General features: G+C 76.0%; 20 protein-coding genes and 1 pseudogene. 7 read left to right on the forward strand and 14 right to left on the reverse strand.

Annotation, left to right across the window (positions count from 1 at the left end):
• Positions 1-3 precede the first annotated feature (3 nt).
• From Q1K26_RS13770 to Q1K26_RS13795, 6 genes are read right to left on the reverse strand one after another with little or no spacing between them, the layout of a single operon-like run.
• Positions 4-1,878: a proton-conducting transporter membrane subunit gene (locus tag Q1K26_RS13770; RefSeq protein WP_300011661.1), complete on the reverse strand. Its 1,875-nt coding sequence runs from the start codon at positions 1,876-1,878 to the stop codon at positions 4-6.
• 3 nt (positions 1,879-1,881) lie between these two features.
• Positions 1,882-2,187, reverse strand: coding sequence for an NADH-quinone oxidoreductase subunit NuoK (gene nuoK, locus Q1K26_RS13775; protein ID WP_300011664.1), 306 nt, complete (start codon positions 2,185-2,187; stop codon positions 1,882-1,884).
• Complete coding sequence (locus Q1K26_RS13780) at positions 2,184-2,744, reverse strand: NADH-quinone oxidoreductase subunit J (protein WP_300011667.1); 561 nt, start codon at positions 2,742-2,744, stop codon at positions 2,184-2,186. Before Q1K26_RS13780 ends, nuoK begins: the two co-directional genes overlap by 4 nt.
• Positions 2,745-3,686 (reverse strand): complex I subunit 1 family protein, encoded by a 942-nt coding sequence (locus Q1K26_RS13785; RefSeq protein ID WP_300011670.1) that lies wholly within the window; start codon positions 3,684-3,686, stop codon positions 2,745-2,747.
• Positions 3,679-4,674: a hypothetical protein gene (locus tag Q1K26_RS13790; RefSeq protein WP_300011673.1), complete on the reverse strand. Its 996-nt coding sequence runs from the start codon at positions 4,672-4,674 to the stop codon at positions 3,679-3,681. The genes Q1K26_RS13785 and Q1K26_RS13790 overlap by 8 nt, the downstream gene beginning before the upstream one ends.
• Positions 4,665-5,015 carry an NADH-quinone oxidoreductase subunit A gene (locus Q1K26_RS13795; RefSeq protein WP_300011676.1) on the reverse strand — a complete coding sequence of 117 codons (351 nt, stop codon included), beginning with the start codon at positions 5,013-5,015 and terminating at the stop codon, positions 4,665-4,667. Before Q1K26_RS13795 ends, Q1K26_RS13790 begins: the two co-directional genes overlap by 10 nt.
• Positions 5,016-5,270: 255 nt before the next feature.
• Here Q1K26_RS13795 and Q1K26_RS13800 point away from each other — a divergent pair, with 255 nt between their 5' ends.
• Positions 5,271-6,080 carry an alpha/beta fold hydrolase gene (locus Q1K26_RS13800; RefSeq protein ID WP_300011679.1) on the forward strand — a complete coding sequence of 270 codons (810 nt, stop codon included), beginning with the start codon at positions 5,271-5,273 and terminating at the stop codon, positions 6,078-6,080.
• A gap of 273 nt (positions 6,081-6,353) precedes the next feature.
• Entirely contained in the window at positions 6,354-7,445 is a 1,092-nt protein-coding gene (locus tag Q1K26_RS13805; RefSeq protein ID WP_300011682.1) for a sodium:calcium antiporter, read from the forward strand.
• Between the two features lie 76 nt (positions 7,446-7,521).
• Here the strand turns inward: Q1K26_RS13805 and Q1K26_RS13810 are convergent, their stop codons facing one another.
• The 6 genes from Q1K26_RS13810 to Q1K26_RS13835 all read right to left on the reverse strand — a co-directional run bounded on the left by Q1K26_RS13810 (position 7,522) and on the right by Q1K26_RS13835 (position 14,096).
• Positions 7,522-8,031: an SIS domain-containing protein gene (locus tag Q1K26_RS13810; protein WP_300011748.1), complete on the reverse strand. Its 510-nt coding sequence runs from the start codon at positions 8,029-8,031 to the stop codon at positions 7,522-7,524.
• A 213-nt stretch (positions 8,032-8,244) separates the two neighbouring features.
• Positions 8,245-8,832 carry a UdgX family uracil-DNA binding protein gene (locus tag Q1K26_RS13815; protein ID WP_300011685.1) on the reverse strand — a complete coding sequence of 196 codons (588 nt, stop codon included), beginning with the start codon at positions 8,830-8,832 and terminating at the stop codon, positions 8,245-8,247.
• Entirely contained in the window at positions 8,829-10,334 is a 1,506-nt protein-coding gene (gene rfaE2 / locus Q1K26_RS13820) for a D-glycero-beta-D-manno-heptose 1-phosphate adenylyltransferase (RefSeq protein ID WP_300011688.1), read from the reverse strand. Before rfaE2 ends, Q1K26_RS13815 begins: the two co-directional genes overlap by 4 nt.
• A 182-nt stretch (positions 10,335-10,516) precedes the next feature.
• A complete protein-coding gene (locus tag Q1K26_RS13825) occupies positions 10,517-11,881 on the reverse strand; it encodes an aldehyde dehydrogenase family protein (protein ID WP_300011691.1) in 1,365 nt (454 codons plus the stop codon).
• A complete protein-coding gene (locus tag Q1K26_RS13830) occupies positions 11,878-12,837 on the reverse strand; it encodes a TIGR03557 family F420-dependent LLM class oxidoreductase (RefSeq protein WP_300011694.1) in 960 nt (319 codons plus the stop codon). Before Q1K26_RS13830 ends, Q1K26_RS13825 begins: the two co-directional genes overlap by 4 nt.
• Positions 12,838-12,896: 59 nt before the next feature.
• On the reverse strand, positions 12,897-14,096 hold the full coding sequence (locus Q1K26_RS13835; protein WP_300011697.1) for a zinc-dependent alcohol dehydrogenase: 1,200 nt from the start codon (positions 14,094-14,096) through the stop codon (positions 12,897-12,899).
• Between the two features lie 1,269 nt (positions 14,097-15,365).
• Here Q1K26_RS13835 and Q1K26_RS13840 point away from each other — a divergent pair.
• The 4 genes from Q1K26_RS13840 to Q1K26_RS13855 all read left to right on the forward strand — a co-directional run bounded on the left by Q1K26_RS13840 (position 15,366) and on the right by Q1K26_RS13855 (position 19,186).
• On the forward strand, positions 15,366-15,944 hold the full coding sequence (locus tag Q1K26_RS13840) for a cytochrome P450 (protein ID WP_300011700.1): 579 nt from the start codon (positions 15,366-15,368) through the stop codon (positions 15,942-15,944).
• Positions 15,945-16,069: 125 nt separating this feature from the next.
• On the forward strand, positions 16,070-17,860 hold the full coding sequence (locus Q1K26_RS13845; protein ID WP_300011703.1) for a SpoIIE family protein phosphatase: 1,791 nt from the start codon (positions 16,070-16,072) through the stop codon (positions 17,858-17,860).
• Between the two features lie 121 nt (positions 17,861-17,981).
• Entirely contained in the window at positions 17,982-18,350 is a 369-nt protein-coding gene (locus Q1K26_RS13850; RefSeq protein ID WP_300011706.1) for an STAS domain-containing protein, read from the forward strand.
• Positions 18,351-18,379: 29 nt separating this feature from the next.
• Complete coding sequence (locus tag Q1K26_RS13855; protein WP_300011708.1) at positions 18,380-19,186, forward strand: GAF and ANTAR domain-containing protein; 807 nt, start codon at positions 18,380-18,382, stop codon at positions 19,184-19,186.
• A 280-nt stretch (positions 19,187-19,466) separates the two neighbouring features.
• Here Q1K26_RS13855 and Q1K26_RS13860 read toward each other — a convergent pair whose 3' ends face one another.
• Positions 19,467-20,702 carry a glycosyltransferase gene (locus Q1K26_RS13860; RefSeq protein WP_300011711.1) on the reverse strand — a complete coding sequence of 412 codons (1,236 nt, stop codon included), beginning with the start codon at positions 20,700-20,702 and terminating at the stop codon, positions 19,467-19,469.
• Positions 20,703-20,892: 190 nt separating this feature from the next.
• A pseudogene (locus tag Q1K26_RS13865) lies at positions 20,893-21,024 on the reverse strand (glycosyltransferase family 9 protein); the annotation flags it as partial.
• 272 nt (positions 21,025-21,296) lie between these two features.
• Between Q1K26_RS13865 and Q1K26_RS13870 the strand changes: the two are divergent.
• Positions 21,297-21,707, forward strand: coding sequence for a hypothetical protein (locus tag Q1K26_RS13870; RefSeq protein WP_300011714.1), 411 nt, complete (start codon positions 21,297-21,299; stop codon positions 21,705-21,707).
• The last annotated feature ends 43 nt before the right edge of the window (positions 21,708-21,750 follow it).

Below are 21,750 nucleotides of genomic sequence, written 5' to 3' on the forward strand. Positions count from 1 at the left end.
TCCCTACCTCAGGACGATCACGGTCAGGGCCAGCACGGCGAGCACCGCCGCGGCCTGGGCGTAGTACTGGTGGACCTGCCCGGTCTGCGGGCGGCGCGCCAGCCCACCGAGCGCCCGCGCTCCCCCCGCCACCGCCGCGACGACGCCGTCGACGGCCCGCTCCCCGCGCCGGTCCAGCGCGGCCGCGGCGGCGTCGGCCGACCGGGCGGTGGAGCCGACCGCCCGGTCCAGCACCCCGTCGTCGGCGGCGGCCAGCGCCCGCGCCACCCGGCGGGTCGCGCGCGGCACCGCGGTCACCGCCCGGTCGAGCATGTCGTCGTCGAAGCGGGCCAGCGCGGCGGCGAGCGCGAGGACCGGGCGGACCAGCACGGCCCGGGCCACGCGCTCCAGACCGAGCCAGGACGCCAGGATGGCGGGCGGCGCGACCCGCGCAGCGATCCGCAGGGTGAGCGCGGCCGCCGCGACGGCGAGCACCCCGGACACCACCGCCTCCCACGCCGCCGGTGGCGGCGCCGACAGCGCTCCCGGGACGAGCCCGGGCAGCAGGCCCAGCCCGGCCGCGAGCCCGGCCAGTGCCACCAGCGGGACCCGCATGGCGGCCGTGACCCGCCCGGTGGGCCGGGCGGTCGTCGCCGCCGGCTGCCAGACGTACCGGACGGCCTTCGCGCTGTAGACCGCCGACACGGCCGCCGCCGCCAGCCCCACCGCATACAGCGCGGGGCTGCGGGCCAGTGCGGCGGCCAGTACGAGGTCCTTCGTGAACCACAGCGACAGCGGCGGCAGCCCGGCCAGCGACGCCGCGCCGACGGTGAACGCGACGCCGACGACCGGGTGCCGCCGCGCCGCGCCGCGCAGCCCGTCGAGCTGCTCGGTGCCCAGCGCCACCAACCATGCCCCGGCGGCGAGGAACAGCAGGCTCTTGGTGGCCGCGTGCGCCACGAGCTGCCACGCCCCGCCGGCCACCGCGCCGACCCCGGCGGCCAGCACGACGAACCCGAGCTGGGCGGCGGTCGAGGCGGCGAGCAGCTGCTTGAGGTCGGTCTGGGCGGCCGCGACCAGCCCGAGCAGCAGCGCGGTCGCCGCGCCGGCCCAGGCCGTGGTGGCCGCCGCCCAGCCGGTCACCTCGAGCAGCGGCGCCGTGCGCAGCAGCAGGTAGGCCCCGGCCGCGACCATCGCCGCGGAGTGCAGCAGCGCCGACACCGGGCTGGGGCCGTCCATCGCCCGGGAGAGCCAGAAGCCCAACGGCAGCTGCGCGGACTTGCCCAGCGCCGCCACCAGCAGCCCGGCCGCGACGACGTCTCTCCACGGCGCCGCGGCGGCGGGCAGGTCGGCCAGCGCGAGGGTGCCGATCCCCCCGGCGAGCGCGGCGCCCGCGGCCAGGTACAGGCCGAGGTCGGCGGCCCGGGTGGTGAGGAACGCGGTGTGCGCGCTGCGGACCCGGCCGGGGTCGCGCCAGGCGTACCCGATCAGCGCCCAGCTCATGGCCCCCATCACCTCCCACGCCATGAGCAGCACGACCAGTGTCGTCGCGGTGACGGTCACCAGCATCGCGCCGGCGAACAGCAGCACGAACCCCGCGAAGCGTGCCGTCCGCAGCTCGGGCTCGGCCGCGGCGAACACGAGGACGGCGACGGTCGCGGCCGTCACCGCCACGACCATCAGGGCCGAGAGCGCGTCCACCGCGAGCCCGGCGCGGATACCGGCGAGCAGCGGGGCGTCGACGGCGGGCCGTACCACCGCGGCGGCCACCGCCAGAGCGGCCACCGCGACGGCCACCGCGACACCGAGCGGGGCGGCGACCCGGTCGGCCCGCCGGCCCGCGACGGCGATCAGCGCGCCCGCGAACGTCGGCAGCGCCACCAGCGACCACAGCAGCACCGCTCAGCCCCGCAGGTCGGCGGCGTCGTCGGTCATGTCCACCTGCCGGGCCCGGTACAGCGCGGTCACCACGGCGAACCCGACGGCCATCTCGACCGCCATCCCGGTGATCACCACGACGATCAGCACCTGGCCGCCGGTGCCGCCCGGCGCGACGAAGTACCAGAACGCGGCCGCCGCCACGATGATCCCGCCCAGCATCAACTCCAGGCCCATCATCAGCATCACCACCGACTGCTGGGACAGCGCCCCGTACAGCCCGATGCACAGCAGGGCCGCCGCGACCAGCAGGTACAGCTGCAGGGTCATCGGCCCACTCCCCCACCGGCGGGGTCGTCGGCCGGGCCCCGCAGGTCGTCGCCGAACCGGTCGTAGCGGCCGCGGCCGGTGGAGAGCACCACCGTCGCGACGATGGTCGCGAACAGGGTGACACCGAGCGTCATCATGGTGAGCATCTGCGGGCCCATCAGCGCCTCGCCGAGCGCGAAGGTGGGGTCCGCCGGGGCGGTCCCGCGCCGCTGCGGCCAGTCGACCAGCAGGATCCCCGTCGACAGCACGACGAACGTGCCCACCGCGATCGACATCGAGCCGGCCTTGTTGTGGAACATCGCCATCGGCATCAGCCCGGCCGGGTTCATCATGTACATGATCATGAACACCGCCATCACGACCATCTCGATGATCATCATCAGCAGGATGACGACACCGAGGTAGCCGAGCCCCACCAGCAGCACCAGCCCGGCCACGGCGAGGAACGACCCGAGCAGCGCGAAGGTGACCCGGGCCATCGAGTCCAACCGGAACACCAGGAACCCCAGCCCCACGGCGGCGACCGCCAGCACCCAGAACAGCACGGTCTGCACCATCTACAGCCCTCCCTGCAGGACGACGATCGCCACGACCAGCGCCTGGGCGACCGTGAGCGGGACCAGCACCACCCAGGAGAACTCGGTGAACCGGTCCATGCGGACCGCCGGGATCCGGTGTCGCAGCCAGCCCAGCACGGCGAGCACCGCGGCGGTCTTGACGGCCACCCAGGCCCAGGCGGGCAGCAGCGGGCCGTGTCCGCCGCCCAGGAACAGCGGCACCGCCATCGCCGCCGCGACGACCAGCAGCAGCCACCGGCCGCCGAGCAGCAGCAGCCGGTCCACCCCCGACAGCTCGGCCGCGGCGCCCCCGGCCAGGTCGTGCCCGGTCGGCGCGTCGAAGGGGCCCCAGAACGCCATCGCGGCGGTCGAGAGCAGGAAGGCCACGAACGCGACGGGCATCAGCGCGACGAACCACAGGTCGCGCTGGGCCTCGACGATCGAGGTCACCCGGAGGCTCTGCGCGGCCAGCGCGGCGGTGGTGATCGCGAACATGTGCGGCAGCTCGTAGGCCAGTCCCTGCACGACGAACCGGTAGCCACCGACCAGCGACAGCGCGCTGTTCGCGCTCCAGCCGACCATCCACACCGCCGCCCAGGCCACCACCTCCATGGCGTTGAACCAGACGACCCCCACCGCCAGGTCGGCGACGGGCCGCTGCCCCAGCGGCAGTACCGCGGCGGCCAGCAGGGCCGCGACCGGAAGCGCGGCACCGCCGATCCGCCCGAGGACCCGGTCCGCGGCGACGGTGTGGCGGCGCTGCTCCACCAGCAGGCGTGCGCCCCCGAGCAGCGGCGCGCCGAGCGCGCGCCCGGCGCCGCGCGGGCCGCCCGCGGCGCGGGCGAGCAGGGCGGTGTCCCACGCGACGACGGCCCAGACGGCCACGGCGAGCAGCCCGGGCAGCACCAGCGCCGCCCACCACGGCAGGGAGGTGTCAGCCATGGGGGGGCTCCCCGTCCCGGGCGTCCGCGACGTCGGCCCCGTCGGTGTCGGGGTCCAGCGCCGCGACGACCAGCCGGGCCGCGGCGAGCTCGGCGCCGACCACGAGACCCGCCAGCTCCGCGGGCGCCGGGCGGTGCACCGGTGGCGCCGCGTCGCCCGTCGTCGCGACCGTGCCCAGCGCCGCCCCGATCGCGGCTACGCGCCGGTCCAGCACCGTGGCGACGTCGACCTGCCCGGCCGCCGTCCCGCGCACCGACCACCTCAATGTCCGCGACCGCCGCACCCGGCGCAGCAGCACCGCCGCCGGCCCGGCGATCTCGCGGGCCGGCGTGCCGGCCAGCAGCTCGTCGCGCAGCCGCCGGGCCCGCGCGGCCGCGGCGGGCCATCCGGCGACCCCCAGGAACCGGGCCAGCGCGTCGAGCTCACGCGCGGCTGGCTGGTCGCGCTCCGGCCAGAACGCGGTCCCGCGTCCGGCGTCGAGCAGCTCGGCCGCGGCGTCGCCCACCACGTCGCCGTGCAACCTCACCCGCAGCACCAGGCCGGCGGGCCAGTCCGGCAGCACCGGGCCCAGCGGCACGTGCAGCCGGTCCAGGGCCAGCCCGTCGCGGTCCTCCCCCACATCGGCCATCCCCGGTTCCCCCGGCTCCGGCCGGTCGTGCCCGGCCCTGCGCTGGTGGTCGCGGTCGCCCAGCAGGCGGGCCGCGGCGTCGAGGACCTGCCCGGCGGCAGCGGGCGAGGGGACGTCGGCCCGGGCCCGTGGGACCGGCATCCGGGCGAGGACGTCGCGGACCACCGCGGCCATGGCCGGGCCGGTGGACCCCGCGACGGCGAGGACGTCGGCGTCCGCCGGGCCGGACGCGACCGGCCACCCCCGCCGCACCAGCTCGCGCTCGACCGCCAGCCGGGACGCCGTCCCGCCCACCGTCGGCACCACGAGCACCCGCGGCCTGCGCACGGCGGCGCGCAGCAGGCGCGCGGTCAGGTCCACCGGAAGGCCCCCTCCCGCCAGGCGTAGAGGACCCCGGCGAGCAGGATCGCCAGGAACAGGAACATCTCGATGACCGCCGGCGCGCCGACCTCGGACACGACGAGCGTCCACGGGTACATGAACAGCATCTCCATGTCGAAGGCCAGGAAGACCATCGCCACCGGGTACCACCGCACGTGGAACCGGGAGAACGCGTGCTCCACCGGCGGCAGGCCACCGGAGTGCGGCGCGACCGGCTCCCCCGGCCCGGCCACCGCCAGCAGCCGGGACGCGACGTGGCCGAGCAGCACCAGTGCCACACCGGCCCCGAACAGCACCGACATCGGGACGAGCACGGCCATCGGTCCTCCTGTCTGCCTCCGCGTGCCGGGCGGGTCGACGACGGCGTACCCGCTGAGCGCGGCGCCACCCGTCCGAGGCCGCGCCTCTTGCCTCACCACCCGGCGGCGCCCACCATGCCTCCCCCGACGGTCGCGTTTGACCATGTCGCCGAGCGGGCAGCCGCACGTCGTGCCTTCCGGAGACCACCGAGTGATGCCGCTGCCCCGCGTGCGACGGTGAGCGCACCGGTCGGGTTCAGCAGCCGGTGGCGGGCAGTGGGACCGCTCCGACTGCACGCCCTGCTGTCCGACGGCCCCGCCGGGGCTCCGCCGGTCGTCCTGCTGCCGGGTCTGGTCACGGCGAGCCGGTCGATGGTGCCGCTGGCGCGGGCGCTCACCCGGCACGGGCTGCGTCCCTGGATCCTCGACCCGGCCGGATTCGGCTACAGCGACAAGCCGCCGCACGCGTTGGCGATCCGGGAGCAGGCCGACATCGTTGCCGAGTGGCTGCAGGTGGAGGGGCTGACACCGGCCCGTCTCCTCGGCAATTCGGCCGGATCGCAGGTTGCCGCAGCGGTGGCCGGACGACACGATGTCGTGAGCAGGCTCGTGCTGCTCTCCCCGACACTCCGGCCTGCGGTCCGGTCGGCGTTGTCGTGGATGCGGGCCGTGCCGGCCCGGACCGGTCGCTGCCACCGGCCCGGCGGAGGCATCCGGGTCCGGCTGCTGGAAGCCGTACACGACCGGCTGGGCGACGAGCCGTCGTTGCGGGCGCTCAACGTGATCTCCTACGCGTTCGCCGGTCTCCCACGTGCGGTGAGCACGGCCCGGTATGCGGTGGAGGAGAAGCTGGAACGGGACCTGCCCGGGGTGCGGGCCCCGACATTGCTGGTCCGCGCCGACCGTGACCCACTCTCCTCGGCGTCCTGGGTACGGCACCTCACCGACCGGCTTGCCGACGGCCGGTCTGTCCGTCTGCCCGATGTCAATCACACCGCCTTCTACCTCGCGGCCGAGACCGTGGCGAATGTCGTCGGGCCGTTCCTGACCGACGGGTCGAGGACCACACCGTCGGCCGACGGGTGAGGTCCTTCGGCCCGACGAGGACGGCGACGCGGGTTCAGCCCCTTCCCCTCCAGCTCCACCGTCGCGTTCCTCGTCCGCACGCGCGACGGTCGCTGACGTCATCGAGGAGCGGACCGAGGCCCCGCCCAAGGTCCTTGGCCGCACACCGGCGACCGGTTACGCGGGGCCCGTCGGGGGTAGTACTGCTGCCATGGTCGCGACAGGACGGCTCGGCGCCCCCACGAGCGGCTCGTCGGGGATCCCCGGGCGACGCCCCTCCGTCAAGCCCGCAGCGTGACCGCCGCGCCGTGGCCGCTGCTGCCGAGCACGCTGGCCCTGGCGGCGATGGCCGTGGTGATCGTCGTCGCCGGGGTGCGGCTGACCCGGATCGCCGACACCCTGGCCGACCGCACCGGGCTCGGCGAGGCCGTCGGCGGGGCCCTGCTGCTGGGCGCGGTCACGTCGCTGCCGGGCAACGTCACCGTCGTGACCGGGGCACTGGGCGGGGACGCCGGGTTCGCGCTGGCCAACCCGCTGGGCGGCATCGCGCTGCAGACGGTCTGGCTGGCGATCGCCGACCTGGTCTACCGCCGGGCGAACCTGGAACACGCCGCCGCCTCCCTGCAGAACGTGCTGCAGGCCGTCCTGCTCAGCGCGATGCTCGCCGTGCCGGTGCTCGCCTACGCCACGCCCACCCTGACCCTGGGCTGGATCCATCCCCTCACCCTGCTCATCCCGGCGCTCTACGGATACGGCCTGGTGCTGCTGCGCCAGATGCAGCGCGACCCGATGTGGGAACCGACCCGGACCGCCCAGACCGCGGACGCGGACACGGGGAACGCGGGCGCGGGCAACGCGGGCGACTCCGACGCCGCGGCCGGCCCCACGGCCGAGGAACCGGCCGCCCCGGATCGCGACGGTGCGCCGTCCACCGCCCGGCTGTGGGCGGCGCTCGCCGGACTCGGGCTGCTCGTCGGGACGGCCGGGTGGGTCGTGGGCCGGGCGGGCCTGTCGGTGGTCGCCGCCACCGGCCTGGACGGCGGCGTCATCGGGTTCACCCTGACCACGGCGATCAGCTCGCTGCCCGAGCTGGTGGTGCTCGTGACGGCCGTCCGGCTGGGTCACCTCACCCTGGGCGTCGGCAACATCATCGGCGGCAACGTCTTCGACATGTTGATGGTCGCCCTGGCCGACGTCACCTACCTCCGGGGGTCGCTCTACAGCGACGCCGGACCGACCGGGCTCGTCCTGCTCGGCGGCACGCTGCTGATGAGCGCCACCCTGTCGGCGGGACTGGTCATGCGGGAACGCCGCTGGATCGGCTTCGAGGGCGTCTCGATCCCGGCCATCTACCTCGGCGTCATCGCGCTCGCGGTCTGGACCTGACGCGCATCGCGGCGGCCCGCCGCGTCACTGTGGCCCCGGCGGGAGCGCAGCGGTCGGGCCGGGCCCGGCCGCGGAGCTATGCACCGGGAACCGCGGCGAACGCCCGCTCGAATGCCCGGCACACCATGTGCAGCGCGACCAGGTGCGACTCCTGGACGGTCGCGGTGTCGCCCGCCAGGCAGATCGCGTCGTCGCTGAGCCGGGCCAGCGGGTTCGGGCCCGGGCCGGTCAGCGACCACACCTCGGCGCGGCGGGCGGCGGCGGCCCGGGCCGCGGCGAGCAGGTTCTCACTGCGCCCGCTCGTGGACAGCAGCAGGACGACGTCCCCGGGGCGGGCGTGCGCGCGGACCTGTCGGGCGTACACCTCGGCGTAGCCGTAGTCGTTGCCGAGCGCGGTGACGGTCGAGGTGTCGGCGTGCAGCGCGAGCGCGGACACGGGCCTGCGCTCGCGGTCGAACCGGCCCACGAGCTCGGCGGTGAGGTGCTGCGCCTCGGCCGCGCTGCCGCCGTTGCCCCCGACCAGCAACCGGGCCCCGGCGCCGAGCCGGGTCGCCAGGCACCCGCCCCACTGCGCCAGGGTGGGCACCGCGGCCCGGAGCACCGGCAGGGCGTCGCGGAGTCGCCGGAGGTGGGCATCGAGCTCCCGCTCGGCGAGCGCGTCGGGGGCGGCGAGCGGCGTCCCGGGCACCGGGGCGGTCGGGTGGAGTCGGGACACGGTGGGGTCCTCCGGTCTGCGCGGTCGTCGATGCGGGTCGGGCGGATGCTGGGCCCGCGCCGGGTGGGGTGGACGGCGCACCGCTCAGCCCTCCGGGCGCAGGGCGGCGGCCACGGTGAGATCGGCGACGAACGCGTCGAGGGCGGCGTCGCGTTCCGGGGCCGGCCCGCGCAGGATCGCCGACGGATGCGTGGTGGGCACCAGCAGGCGCCCCTCCCAGTCACGCGGCCGACCCCGCTCCGCGGTGATCCGGAACGCGGGACCGAGCAGCGCCTTGCCTGCGGTCGCCCCGAGCGTCACGACGACCGCGGGCGCGACCACGGCGAGCTCACCGTCGAGCCAGGCCCGGCAGGCCCGGACGTGCCCCACCGCCGGCGTCTTGTGCAGGCGCCGGTTCCCGCTGCGCTCGAACCGGAAGTGCTTCACGGCGTTCGTCACGTACACCTCACCACGATCGATCCCGCTGCGACCGAGCGCGGTGTCCAGCAGCCGCCCGGCGGGCCCGACGAACGGCGCGCCCTCGAGGTCCTCCCGGTCGCCGGGCTGCTCGCCGACGAGGACCAGCCACGCCGATGCCGGGCCCTGCCCGAACACCGTCCGGGTGGCGGGTTCGAACAGCTCGCAACGCTCGCAGCGGGCCGCCTCGCGGCGCAGGACCTCCAGGGTGGTCATCGCGCCCCCTCCCGGTCCGCCGACCGGATCCGGGCCACGATCGCGGTCGTGGAGTGGTCGGACAGGTAGCTCAGCACCTGCACCTGCCCGCCGAGGCGTTCCACGACCGGGGTCTCGGGCAGCATCTGCGCGGTGTAGTCGCCGCCCTTGGCGTAGACCTCCGGGCGGACCTGCTCGATCAGGTCGACGGGGGTGTCGGCGTCGAACGAGGTGACCAGGTCGACCGCGTCGACCGCTCCGACCACGCCCGCCCGGTCCTCCAGCGGGTTGAGCGGCCGCTCGGGGCCCTTGAGCCGGGACACGCTGGCGTCGGAGTTCAGCGCGACGACCAGCACGTCGCCCAATGCCCTGGCCTGGCGCAGGTACGCCACGTGCCCGCGGTGCAGCACGTCGAAGCAGCCGTTGGTGAACACGACGCGGTGCCCGGAGCGGCGGTGCTCGGCCACGGCGCACAGCAGGTCGGACCGGCTCAGCACCCGCCCGCGGTCGGCGGCGGCCAGGTGCGCGGTGAGGGCGTCCGCGCTGCACACCGCGGTGCCCGGCTGCGCGACCACCACGTCCGCAGCGGCCTGCGCGCAGGCCAGTGCCTGCCCGCCGGTCGCGCCCGCGCAGGCCGCGACGGTCCAGGCCGCGGTGAACGTGTCACCCGCACCGCAGGCCAGCGCGTCGGCGACGGCGTGCGCCGCCGGCCGCCGACCGGGCGCCTCGCCGGACGCGGGCAGTCGCAGCGCACCGTCCACGTCCAGGGTCAGCAGGACCTCGGCGGCCCCGGTGGCCGCGGCCAGGGCGGTGCCCCGGGCCGCCCCCCAGGCCACGCGGTCCCCGTGCGGCACCGGTTCGCCGAGCAGCTCGGCCGCCTCGGCCATGCTCGGGGTGACCGCGTCGGGTGCGAGCGCGACCCACCGGCCCGGATCGTGGGCGTCGACGACGAGCAGCGCGATGCCGGACCGCGCGCGCGCCAGACGGCGGCGCACCCGGGGGCCCAGGGTGCCGAGCCCGTAGTCGGCCACGACGACGGCGTCGACGCCGGCGTGCACCGCCTCGGTCACCGCGTCGGCCAGCGCCAGGTCGCTGGAGCGGCACGGCGGCGACGGGGCCACGGTGTCGTAGCGGGCCACCGGCTGACCGGCCGCGACGAGCCGGTGCTTGGCCGTGGTGGGCCGCCCGAGCTCCACCACCGACCGGTCCAGCCCCACCCCGGACCCGCGCAGGGCCCGGCGCAGCGCACGCCCGTCGGGGTCGTCGCCGAACACGGCCGCCAGCTCCACCCGCGCCCCGAGCGCGGCCAGGTTCGCCGCGACGTTGGCCGCACCACCGGGCGCGCTGCGGGTGCTGTTTGGTTCGACGACCGGCACCGGGGCGTCGCGGCCCACCCGGTGCACCGGCCCGGAGATCCAGCTGTCGAGCAGCGCGTCACCGACCACGAGCACGCGCGGCGGGCACCGGCGGATCGTGCTCGGCAACGTCGCCGGCGCGGGCGGGACGACGGGGACGCCGTGCATGACTCCTCCTCGGTCGGTCATCGGGCGGGGTCGTCGGGCGGGTTCGTCGGGTGCCCGGGTCCCGGCTCAGAGGTCACCGGCGTGGAGCGAACTAAACGAGCACCACTCGAACTACTACTCCCCGTCACCGGCATCACGCTCAGTGATTGGCTGCGGGCCGGCTGATCACCCCACCGTCCCGCTCAGGCGCCCGGCCCCGCCAGGTGGACCACCTTCACGGTGGTGAGCTCGTCGAGCAGCTCGGGTCCGTAGCCGAAGCCCTGCCCGCTGCCCCGCCGCGGCTGCGCCGACCCGCCGGGCGCGCCGCCGAACACGGAGTTGACCTTGACCGTGCCGACGGGCAGTTCCCGCCAGGCGGTCTGGGCGTGCGCCATGTCGGCGGTGAGCACCGTGGCGGCGAGGCCGTAGCCGCCTTCGCAGGCCTCGCGCAGGCCGTCGGCGAAGTCCGGGACCACCCGCACCGGGGCGACCGGTCCGAACGTCTCCTCGCGCAGCACGGCCATGCCCGGCTCGCAGTCCGCGAGCACCGTGGGCGGGTAGAAGGCGCCCGCGCCGTCGGGCACGCAACCGCCGGCGAGCGCGCGCGCCCCTACCGCGAGAGCGCCGGTCACGTGAGCGTGCACCTGCGCCCGGTGGCGCTCGTCCACCAGTGGCCCGATCCGGGCGGCCCAGCTCGCGGCCTGCTCGACCAGCGCGTCGAGGAACCGCGGCGCGACCGCGGCATGGACGTAGATGCGCTCGACGGACACGCAGATCTGACCGGCGTTGGCGAAGGCGCCGAGCGCGGCCTGCTCGGCAGCCCATACCGGGTCGACGCCCGCGTCGACCAGCAGCGGGTCGTTGCCCCCGTTCTCCAGCACGGCGTGCGCACCGCGCCCGGCGCAGGACAGCGCGATCGACCGGCCGGTGGCGCTGCTGCCCACGTGCGCGACGGCGTCGACGTCGGCCGCCACCAGCTCGGCCCCGACGGCGCAGTCGCCGTCGACGATCTCCAGCACGCCCGGCGGCAGGTGCTCGGCCACGATCTCGGCGAAGCGCCGCCCGGTGTGCGGGCTGCGCTCGCTCGGCTTGTGCACCACGGTGTTGCCGGTGGCGAGCGCGCCCCCGATCAGCCCGGCCGCCACGGCGACCGGATCGTTCCACGGGGTCAGCACCGCGACGACGCCGCGCGGCTCGGGCACCATCAGATCGGTGGCCGACCACGCACCGTGCAGCGTGCGCCCGCGGTGCACCGGCCCGAGCTCGGCGTACTGCACGAGGGTGCCCACCCCCGTGTCGACGCCGCCGCGGGCGTCGGCGAACGGTTTGCCGGTCTCCTGCTCGGTCGCCGCGGCCAGCTCGTCGGCGGCGGAGCGCACGGCGGCGGCGGCGGCGTGCAGCGCCGCGCCGCGCTCGGCCGCGGCGGTCCGGGCCCATCCCGGGCCCGCCGCGCGGGCGGCGGCGACGGCCGCGGCGCACCGCGTCGAGGTCGCGTTCGTGACCCGCCCGACGACCGTGCCGGTCCGCGGGTCGTGCACGGTGATCGTGCGGTCCTCGGTGAGTGTCACGCCGCCGCCCGCAGCCGGGGGGCGAGCTCGTCGCGGTAGAAGTCCAGGAAGCCGTCCGGGTCGGGCCCGGCGTTCATCAGCACGATGCGGTCGAAACCGGCGTCCAGGTAGGGGGTGACGACCTCCAGGTGGCGGTCGGGGTCGGGCCCGCAGGCGAACTTCCCGATGATGTCCTCCTCCCGCACGGTCGCGGTCGCGGCCTCGAAGTTGACCGGGTTGGGCAGCTCGCTCATCACCTTCCAGCCGGTGAGGCCCCACCGGTTGGTCGACAGCGCGGCCTGGGCCGCGGACTTCTCGTCGGGCGCCCACGCCAGCGACGCCTCGGCGTACCCGCCCGCTGACCCGCCCGCGTCGCGGTAGTGGCGCACCAGCTCGGGGTCGGCGTCGGTGGCGAACAGCGCGTCACCCAGCTCGGCGGCGACCCGGGCCGCCGCCGGGCCGCCCGCGGCGACCGCGATCTCCGGCAGCCGCTCGGGCAGGTCGAACACCCGCGCGTCCTCCAGCCGCAGGTGCTTGCCCTCGTAGGAGCGGTAGCCGCCCGACCACAGCAGCCGGATGATCTCCAGCGCCTCACGGAGCATCTCGTGGCGCTCGGCGACCGCGGGGAAGCCGCGCCCGACCACGTGCTCGTTGAGGCGCTCGCCGGCGCCGACACCCAGGACGAACCGGTCCTGCGAGATCAACGCCATCGTCGCCGCGGCCTGGGCGATGACCGCGGGGTGGTAGCGCACCGTCGGGCAGGTGACGCCGGTGACCAGGCCGATCCGCTCGGTGCGGGCGGCGACCGCCCCCAGCACCGACCAGGTGAACGCGCTGTGCCCCTGGACGTCGAGCCACGGGTGGAAGTGGTCGCTCATCTCGACGAAGTCGAAGCCGACCTCCTCGGCGCGCACCGCCTGCCGGATGATCTCTGTCGGGCCGAACGCCTCGGTCGCGAGCTTGTAGCCGATCTGCATGTGCGCAGCGTTCCCCGTCGGGCACCGCGGAAACGCCCCGTCCCGCGGCGCCCACCCGGTCAGGCGGCGACCGCCCCCGGCTGCAGGAGGACCTTGACCATCCCGTCGTGCTTGCGCTGGAACTGTGCGTAGGCCTGCGGCCCGGACTCCAGCGGCAGCCGGTGGGTGGCGAACCCGTCGACGCCGAGCGGGTCGTCGTCGACCAGCAGCGGCAGGATGTCGGGCACCCAGCGGTGCACGTTGGCCTGGCCCATCCGCAGCTGGAGCTGCTTGTCGAAGATCTGCAGCATCGGCAGCGGATCGGCCGTGCCGCCGTACACGCCGGCGAGCGACACCGTGCCCCCGCGCCGCACGAGATCGAACGCGGAGTTCAGGGCCGCCATCCGGTCGACGCCCGCGGTCTTCATGAACGGCGCGGCGACGGAGTCGGGGAGCAACCCCGCGAGCGTGTGCGCCAGCTTGCCCCCCGGTGAGCCGTGCGCCTCCATCCCGACCGCGTCGATCACCGCGTCGGGACCGCGCCCGCCGGTCAGGCCGCGCACCACGTCGGTCAGGTCCCGGGAGTGTGCGGAGAGGTCGACGGTGGTGATCCCGTTCGCCCGCGCCCGCTCCAGCCGCTCCGGCACCAGGTCGATCCCGATGACGTTCTCGACCCCGCGGTGCCGGGCGACCCGCGTGCACATGTCCCCGATCGGGCCCAGCCCGAGCACGGCCAGGCTGCCGCCGGAGGGCACCGCGGCGTACTCGACGGCCTGCCAGGCGGTGGGCAGCACGTCGGAGAGGTAGACGAACCGGTCGTCGGCGGGACCGTCGGGAACCTTGATCGGCAACGTGTTGCCGAACGGCACCCGCAGGAACTCGGCCTGCCCGCCGGGCACCTGGCCGTACAGCTTGGTGTAGCCGAACAGCGCGGCCCCGCTGCCCTGCTCGCGCACCTGCGTGGTCTCGCACTGCGAGTGCAGGCCGTCCGAGCACATGTGGCAGGTTCCGCAGGAGACGTTGAACGGGACGACCACGCGGTCGCCCGGGCGCACCGCCGTCACCTCGGAGCCGACCTCCTCGACCACGCCCATCGGCTCGTGACCCAGGATGTCGCCCTCGTCGAGGAACGGGCCGAGCACCTCGTAGAGGTGCAGGTCCGAACCGCAGATACCGGTCGAGGTGATCCGCACGATCACGTCGGTCGGTTGCCGGATCGCCGGGTCGGGCACCGTGTCCACGCGGACGTCACGCTTCCCGTGCCAGGTCAACGCCCTCATCGGGTCTCCCCCTCGGAGGCCGGGCCGTCCATCGGGTAGTCGGCGCCCGCGAGCGCCTTCTGTACGTCGGTCACCTGGTAGCTCATGGTCTGCCGCAGACCCCGGTCCGCACGCCCTATGCGCCGTCGGACCGGCCCGCGCGGACGCTCGGGGTGGCAGGTGACCCGCGCCACGACGGCCGGCGCCCCACGGCCGCGTCCGTGTGCCGTGCGCGCCTGCGGGCCTCCCGCAGGCGACCGCGGACGGCGGCGGGGTCGAAGGGCTGCCGGCACCGGCAGTCCAGTTCCGCGACCACGGCGTCACCGCACCGGTCGCAGAGCCAGTGGACGGCTACTCGCTCGTTCATGACGACGACTCCTTATCGCGGGCTCGGGTGGCCCGGCGCGGTAGTGATGCCCGCCACTTCGCCGGTCAAACGCCGCTCGACACATCCGGGCGGAGACCGGGAGGTCGCCGATCGGCGCATGTTCCGCCCGGCAGCGGGTACAGCGCCGTGGTGGCCGCACCCCGCATGGAACCAGGAGTCCCGACGATGCGAGACGACCCGCGACGCGCCCCGGCGCGGGCATCGGTGACCGACACCGCCCGGATCGTCGGCGGGGTGGTGGGGCCGATGCTCGCGCAAGGCGTGATCGCGCGGCGCCCGCGGATGGTGGCGCTGGCTAACCGGTGGGACCTCGACGGCCGGGCCGTCACGATCCTGCAGCGGATGCGCGACCGGTACGGGAGCGGGCCCCTGCGGCTGCGGGTGCCCGGCCGCTGCGTCGCGCTCGTCCTCGATCCCGATGACGTGGCCCGGGTGCTGCACGCCTCCCCCGAGCCGTTCTCCGCGGCGACCCGCGAGAAGCGTGGCGCGCTGGGCCACTTCCAGCCCCACGGCGTGCTCCTCTCGCACGGCGAGGTGCGCGAGGAGCGGCGGCGCTTCGCCGAGGCCGTGCTCGACACCGGGCATCCCGTGCACCGCACGGCGTCGGCGATGGGCTCGACGGCCCGCGAGGAGGCCGAGCGCCTCGCGCAGGTCACCGCCCGGACCGGCACCCTGGACTGGGACCGCTTCTGCGGCGCGTGGCGCCCCATGGTGCGCCGGATCGTGCTCGGCGACGCGGCGCGCGAGGACCGCGAGGTCACCGACCTGCTCACGGCGCTGCGCGGGCGAACTGGAGCTACCTGTCGCCGCGCCGCCCCGACCGGCTGCGCCGCCTGCGCGAGCGTCTGGGCGCCTACGTCGGCGCCGCCGCGCCCGGCAGCCTCGCCGCCCTCGTCGCCGCCATGCCCGCATCCGACCGGGTGGACCGCGTCGACCAGATCCCGCAGTGGCTGTTCGCGTTCGACCCGGCCGCCATGGCCGCCTACCGCACGCTGGCGCTGCTGGTGGCCCACCCGGAGGTGCTGCGCCGGGCGCTCGACGACGACGGGCAGCTCGCCCGGGCCGCGGTGCTGGAGTCGGTACGGCTGTGGCCCACCACCGCCGTCGTGCTGCGCGACACCACCGCACCCACCGAATGGGCAGGCGCCACCCTGCCGACGGGGACGAGCCTCGGCATCGTCAGCTCGTTCTTCCACCGCGACGGCGCCACGGTGCCCGGTGCCGACCGGTTCGATCCCGACCGCTGGTGCGACGGTCGCGCCGACGACGGCCGCACCCTGCTGCCGTTCAGCGCGGGCCCGGTCGTGTGCCCGGGCCGGGAGGTGGTGCTGTACGTGGCGAGCACCGTCCTGCGCACCCTGTTGGCGCAGGTCCGGCTGACCCCCGAGCCGCCGTCGCCGCTGGGGCCCACCGGCCCGCTGCCCCGCGGCCTCGACCCGTTCGCCCTGCGGTTCGCGGCGAGCCCAACCGATGCTCGGTGACCGCACGGCGTTTCGCAGGACCGCCTTGTGCTCGAGAGCCCGGCGAGGCACCCACTGCCACGGCGGGCGGCCGCCGGCCGGTCCTGGATGAGCCCGGCCTACCCTCCTCGGATGCGAGCTCGCCGATGAGTCCCGTGCCGTCGCCCGCCGCGGCGTTCGAGGACCAGCCCACGGCGGTGCTCGAGCTGTCCGGCCCGCAGCACCTGGTGTGCGCCGCCAACCGCGCGGCCCGGGAGCTGTTCGGCACCCCCGACCCGGTGGGCCGTCCCCTCGCCGAGGCCGTACCCGCGCTGGACGGCGCGGGGCTGGCCCAGCTGGCGCAGACCCGCGATTCCGGTGGCGCGGTGCGCGGGGCGGTGTGGCCGCTGCTCCTCGGCGGGAGCCGGGTCGTCGTCGAGGTCGATCTCGCCGGCGTGCAGCGGGAGGCGGGCGCCGGCGTCCTCGTGCAGGCCCGCCCGGTGGTCGGTGAGCAGGCCGCGCTCCGCGACACCACGATCGCCCTGCACGCTGCGCTGCTCCCGGACACGCTGCCCGTGCTGCCCGAGCTCGACCTGGCCGGTCACTACGTCCCGGGTGCGCTGCGCAGCGGGGGCGACTGGTTCGACGTCCTCGTCACCGACGACGGGCGGGTCGCGCTGCACACCGGTGACGTGGTGGGGCACGGGCCGGGCGCGGCCGCCGCGATGGGGGCGCTGTCGACGGCCCTGCGGGTCGCCCTGGCCGAGGGCGCCGCACCGGCCGAGGCGCTCGACCGCCTCGACCGGTTCGCCGCCCGCAGCCCCGCCACCCGCGGAGCGGCGGCGGCCGTGGTCCTGCTCGACCCCTCCTCCGGCGCGCTGACCCACGCCCTCTGCGGGCACCCGCCCCCCGCCGTCGGCTCCGCGAAAGGGCTGCAGGTCCTGCACGGTGCGGGCGGCGGCCCGCTGGGCATGGGCGCCGCGGCGACCGCCGAGCACCGTGCGGTCCTCGCTCCCGGCGAGACCCTGCTCCTGCACACCGGAGGGCTCCTGCACACCGGCGGCGCCCACACCGACCGGCCCCCGCACCTCGGCGCGCCGGACGGGACGGCTCCCGCCGAGCCCTCGGCCACCGCGTGGTGCGCGGCCGTGCTGGACCGGCCGGGCCCGGCCGCGCCGGGCGATGTCGCCGTGCTCGCCGTGCACCGCCGCGGCGCCCCGCTGGCCCCGCTGCGCATCGAGACGACGGCGGAACCGCACGTGCTGAGCATCCTGCGGGACCGGCTCACCGACTGGCTCGCGATGCTCGACGCGTCCGCCGAGACCCTCGCCGCGGTGCCGCTGGTCCTGTCCGAGCTCGTCAGCAACTCGGTCGAGCACGCCTACCCGGCGGGGCGACCCGGCCCGGTGCGCGTGGAGGTGGACCTCGACGGTTACGGCGGGGCGCGGGTCGTCGTCGAGGACGACGGGACCTGGCAGCCGGGCACCGACGGGGTCACGACGACGGGCGGGTTCGGGCTCGTCGTCGTCCACGAGCTGTGCGGTGCCGTCGACATCAGCACGGGCCCGTACGGCACCCGCGTCGGCGCCACCTGCCCGGCCCGGCGCCCCACCGTCGTGGCCGAGCCGGTCGTGTCGCGCCCGCGGGCGGTACCCGACGCGCCGCTGACCCTGACCGACCGGCCCGGCGTGCCCCCGGTGGTGGAGGTCGACGGGGTGGTCGACATCGCCACGGTCGACGAGCTGCGGGCCGCGGTGCTGCGCCGCTCGGTCGCGGGCAGCCGGGACATCGTGATCGACCTCACGAGGGTGACCCTGCTGGGGAGCGCGGGCGTGCGCCTGCTGCACGAGGTCGCCCGCTTCACGGCCCCGCCGCGGGTGATCGCGCCGCGGCACGCGCCGGTGCGCCGGATCCTGGCGACGGCCCGGCTGGACCACCTGCTCGACGAGCCGGCCTGAACGAGCATTGCGCGGCGCTCGGCCCGGTCCCTCGCGGAGCCGCCACCGCGGTGCTACGGTCGCGGTTCCGCTGCTCCCTCTGACCCCGCGGGTGGCGTACTCCGACTCCACGGAGCACCCGATGGCACAGCGGCTCCAGTCGATCGTCCACAACCGGGCCCAGACCGGGGTCCTCGAACTCGTCGGTGATCTCGACATCGCCACCGAGCCCGCCCTGCGCGCCGTCCTGGCGGAGCTGCGGGCCCACCACGTGCTCGTCGTCGACCTGCACGGCGTGCTGTTCTGCGGGGCCCGGGCGCTGCGGGTGCTGCTCGACGCCGCCTCCGAGCGCGCCGCCGGGGACCACGTCCTCGTCCTCGCGCACCGGCCCCCGATGGTGGCGCGGCTGATCGAGCTGCTGCCGGTCCGCTGCCACCCGCATCCCGTCCCCGACGACCCGACTGCGGTCCGCATCAGCTGGGCGGGCCCGCGCAGTGCGCCCGGTGCCTAGGGTGGACCGACCCGACCCGAGGAGCCTCCGTGCCCATCGACCAGGCCGCGCTCACCGCGACCATCGCCCGCCTGGACCGGGCGTTCCGCGTCGACCGGGCGTTCGGCGCCGACGGATCGGCCCACCGGGGGGACGGCGTCGATCGGGAGCCGCCCGCCGCGATGGATCCGGCGTCGTTCGTCGACCTCGTCGTCGGCGCCGCCGACCGGGTGTTCGCCCTGTCCGGGGTCGGGCTGATGTTCCTCGACGCCGACGACGCCCTGCGCTACGTCGCCGCGTCCGACGAGACGATCCGGGCACTGGAGTCGGCCCAGGAGCAGCTCGGCGAGGGCCCCTGCCTGGACAGCCTCGTGCAGCGCACGACCGTGCGGACCCACGACCTCACCGTCGACGAGCGCTACCGGTCGGTCGGCGCCGTCGTCGGGCCGCTCGGCGTGCGGGCGGTGCTCGGGGTACCGGTCGACGTCGCGGGGGTGGCCGTGGGCACCCTCAACGTCTACCGCGACCGCCCGCACGAGTGGGACGACTCCGAGGTCGACGCGGTGCACGCGTTCGCGACGGTCCTCGGCTCGGCGTTCACGGCGATGATCTGGGCCCGCCGCGGCGACACGCTCACCGTCCAGCTCGGGCGCGCGCTGGAGAGCCGGATCGTCGTGGAACGCGCCATCGGATTCCTCATGGGGGTGCGGCGCGTGGACGCCGTCACCGCGTTCGACACCCTGCGCCGAGCCGCGCGCCGCGGCCGGCGCACCGTGGCCGACGTCGCGCAGGGCGTGCTGGGCGGGGACGTCGAGCGCGTGGCCGACCCAGTACCGGTGCCGGGGGTCGGTCGCTAGTCGAGCTGCCGCCGGTCCGCCGCCGAGCACGCGAGCAGGCCGGCGTCGTGCACGCCACCAGCGTCGGGCGGATCTGGGACACCGCGATGTCGGGGTGCTCGCGCTCGAAGAGGTCGAGCAGCAGCTCGCACCTTGTGTCGGCTGTAGGACGACGAGCGGGGCGGCCTCGGCGGCCGGCCGGGCGACGTCCGCCCCCTCGCGCGGGTCGTCGACGCCGGAACCTGCGGTACGCGGCTGCGGCTCGGTGATCGTCATGACGTGCCTCTCGCGGTGGCGGGGTTCAGCGGGCGACGGCGGACACGACGTCGGACGCGGCGGCGGGCCGTCGGTCCGCCAGTGCGCGCTCGTAGACGCCGACGGTGGACTCGGCGATTCGCGACCAGCGGTAGCAGGACTCGGCCCGGTCGCGCCCGGCCACGCCGAACGCCTGCATCAGCACCGGCGACCCCAGCAGGTGGCGCAGGGCGCCGGCGAGGCGCTCGGGGTGGCGCGGGGGGACGAGCAGCCCGGTGACGTCGTCCACCACGGTGTCGGTCAGACCGCCCACCGCCGACGCGACGACGGGCCGGGCGCAGGCCATCGCCTCCAGCGGCACCATCCCGAACGGCTCGTACCACGGCACGCACACCACGGCGTCGGCCGAACGGAGCAGGGGGGCGACCCGCGACCGGGGCACCGCACCGAGGAACCGGACCCGGTCGGCCACCCCGGCCGCGGCGGCGACCGCGCGCAGCCGGGCGATGTCGGGGTCGTCGTCCATCGCCGCCCCGCCCGCCGGCCCACCCGCGATCAGCAGCTCCGTCCCCGGAACCCGGGCCAGTGCGCTCACCGTCTCGTCCACGCCCTTGCGGCGCACCAGCCGCCCGACCGAGACGATCCGGCGCACCCCGTCGCGACGGCGCAACGTGGGCCCCGAGGTGCGGAACGTGTCGGTGTCGACGCCGCAGGGCACCACGGACACGCGGCTGCGGCGCACACCCAGGCGGGCCAGCTCGAAGGCCTCGTCCGAACAGGTCGCGATCACCCGATCGGCCCGCCGTCCGACGGCCTGCTCGGCGGCGACCCGCCCGGCCGGGCTGGTGTCCTCGCCCCGCTGGTGGCGGCGTTTGACCGCACCCAGCGCGTGGAAGGTCTGGACCACGGGCACGTCGACCCGCCCGGCGGCGGTGACCGCGGCCAGCCCCGACATCCAGAAGTGCCCGTGCACCAGGTCGGGCCGCTGCGCCGCCCAGGCGCGCTCGAGCTCGGCGGCCATCTGCGGCACGTGCGGCACCAGCCGGTCCTTCGGCAGGGGCGTGGGCGGCCCCGCGTCCAGGTGGCGCACCGTCACCCCGGGTGCGTAGGGCACCTCGGGGGGCAGCGCCGGGTCGTCGCGACGGGTCCAGACCGTGATCTCGTGGCCGAGAGCGCCCAGGGCCCGGCTCAGCTCGGCCACGTGCACGTTCTGGCCACCCGAGTCGGGGCCGCCCGGCCCCGCGAGCGGGCTTGCGTGCTCGGAGACCATGTCGATGCGCATGCCGTTCACGTCCTTCCGTTCACGGCGGGCCGGGCGGCCCGCACGGTGGCGCGGTGCCTGCGCACCGCGTCGTCGAGAACCTGCTCCCAGTCGGCCAGGAACCGGTCCAGTCCGTAGCGCGACCGCGCGTGGGCGCGGGCCGCGCGGCCCTGCCGCCGGGCCGTCTCCGGATCCGCGACGAGGCGGCGCAGCGCAGCCGCACGTCGAGCAGCGCACCCGCGTGATCGACCGACGCGCCGGCGACGTAGGGCACCCCCGCCAGGCGCAGCACCAGCGCCACCGGCAGCGGCGACTGGTGGAACGAGGTGAGGACGACCGCGGCGGCGGCTCCGGGCACGGGCCGGACCCGGCCGGGGTCGCCGTTGTACGGGACGTCGACGACGAGTGTTCCGTCCCGGTCGAACAGCACGAGTGCCGGAGGCGAACCGGTGCGGGCAGCAGGGGTCACAGTTCAGTGGTCACCGACTGAGCCCGGCCTAAACGGCATCATCCCAAACTACTACTCTCCGTGACAGGTACTACTATCCGTAGCGGTGGCCGGGGGGACCACGGCGGCCCCGCATGCCTGCCGTCCCACGGGGTACGCCCCCGTCCATGACCGACACCACGACCGGAACCCGACCACTGGCCGTCGTCAACGGTGCCTCCAGCGGCATCGGCTACGAGCTGGCGAAGCAGTTCGCGGGCCACGGCTTCGACCTGCTGGTGACCGCCGAGGACGAGCTGAAGGACACCGGGGTGACCGTCACCTCGCTGATGCCCGGCCCGACCGAGACCGACTTCCACCGGGCCGACATGGACGACACGAAGGTGGGGGCCTCGGACAAGGACGACCCGACGCAGGTCGCCGCGCAGGGCTTCGAGGCGTTGATGAACGGCGAGCGCGAGGTCGTGGCAGGGTCGCTGTCGACCAAGGCGTCCGGTGCGGCCAACGCGGTGCTGCCGGACGCGGCCAAGGCACAGGTGCACCGGACGATGGCCGAGCCGGGCTCGGCCGAGAGGTAGTCCGGGCCGCCGCCGGAGCCTGCTGGCCGCCCGTTCCGCCGGG

Origin of the sequence: Pseudonocardia sp. (genome assembly GCF_029263155.1) — a bacterium.
GTDB lineage: Bacteria > Actinomycetota > Actinomycetes > Mycobacteriales > Pseudonocardiaceae > Pseudonocardia.

Bases quoted from the DNA above. Each gene is read 5' to 3' on its own strand.
- Q1K26_RS13845 (WP_300011703.1), top strand. From the start codon at position 16,070: ATGAGTCCCGTGCCGTCGCCCGCCGCGGCGTTCGAGGACCAGCCCACG.
- Q1K26_RS13785 (WP_300011670.1), bottom strand. From the start codon at position 3,686: ATGGCTGACACCTCCCTGCCGTGGTGGGCGGCGCTGGTGCTGCCCGGG.
- Q1K26_RS13860 (WP_300011711.1), bottom strand. From the start codon at position 20,702: ATGCGCATCGACATGGTCTCCGAGCACGCAAGCCCGCTCGCGGGGCCG.
- rfaE2 (WP_300011688.1), bottom strand. From the start codon at position 10,334: ATGCACGGCGTCCCCGTCGTCCCGCCCGCGCCGGCGACGTTGCCGAGC.
- Q1K26_RS13795 (WP_300011676.1), bottom strand. From the start codon at position 5,015: ATGGCCGTGCTCGTCCCGATGTCGGTGCTGTTCGGGGCCGGTGTGGCA.
- Q1K26_RS13780 (WP_300011667.1), bottom strand. From the start codon at position 2,744: ATGGTGCAGACCGTGCTGTTCTGGGTGCTGGCGGTCGCCGCCGTGGGG.
- Q1K26_RS13815 (WP_300011685.1), bottom strand. From the start codon at position 8,832: ATGACCACCCTGGAGGTCCTGCGCCGCGAGGCGGCCCGCTGCGAGCGT.
- Q1K26_RS13850 (WP_300011706.1), top strand. From the start codon at position 17,982: ATGGCACAGCGGCTCCAGTCGATCGTCCACAACCGGGCCCAGACCGGG.
- Q1K26_RS13840 (WP_300011700.1), top strand. From the start codon at position 15,366: ATGCCCGCATCCGACCGGGTGGACCGCGTCGACCAGATCCCGCAGTGG.
- Q1K26_RS13835 (WP_300011697.1), bottom strand. From the start codon at position 14,096: ATGAGGGCGTTGACCTGGCACGGGAAGCGTGACGTCCGCGTGGACACG.
- nuoK (WP_300011664.1), bottom strand. From the start codon at position 2,187: ATGACCCTGCAGCTGTACCTGCTGGTCGCGGCGGCCCTGCTGTGCATC.
- Q1K26_RS13870 (WP_300011714.1), top strand. From the start codon at position 21,297: ATGACCGACACCACGACCGGAACCCGACCACTGGCCGTCGTCAACGGT.
- Q1K26_RS13830 (WP_300011694.1), bottom strand. From the start codon at position 12,837: ATGCAGATCGGCTACAAGCTCGCGACCGAGGCGTTCGGCCCGACAGAG.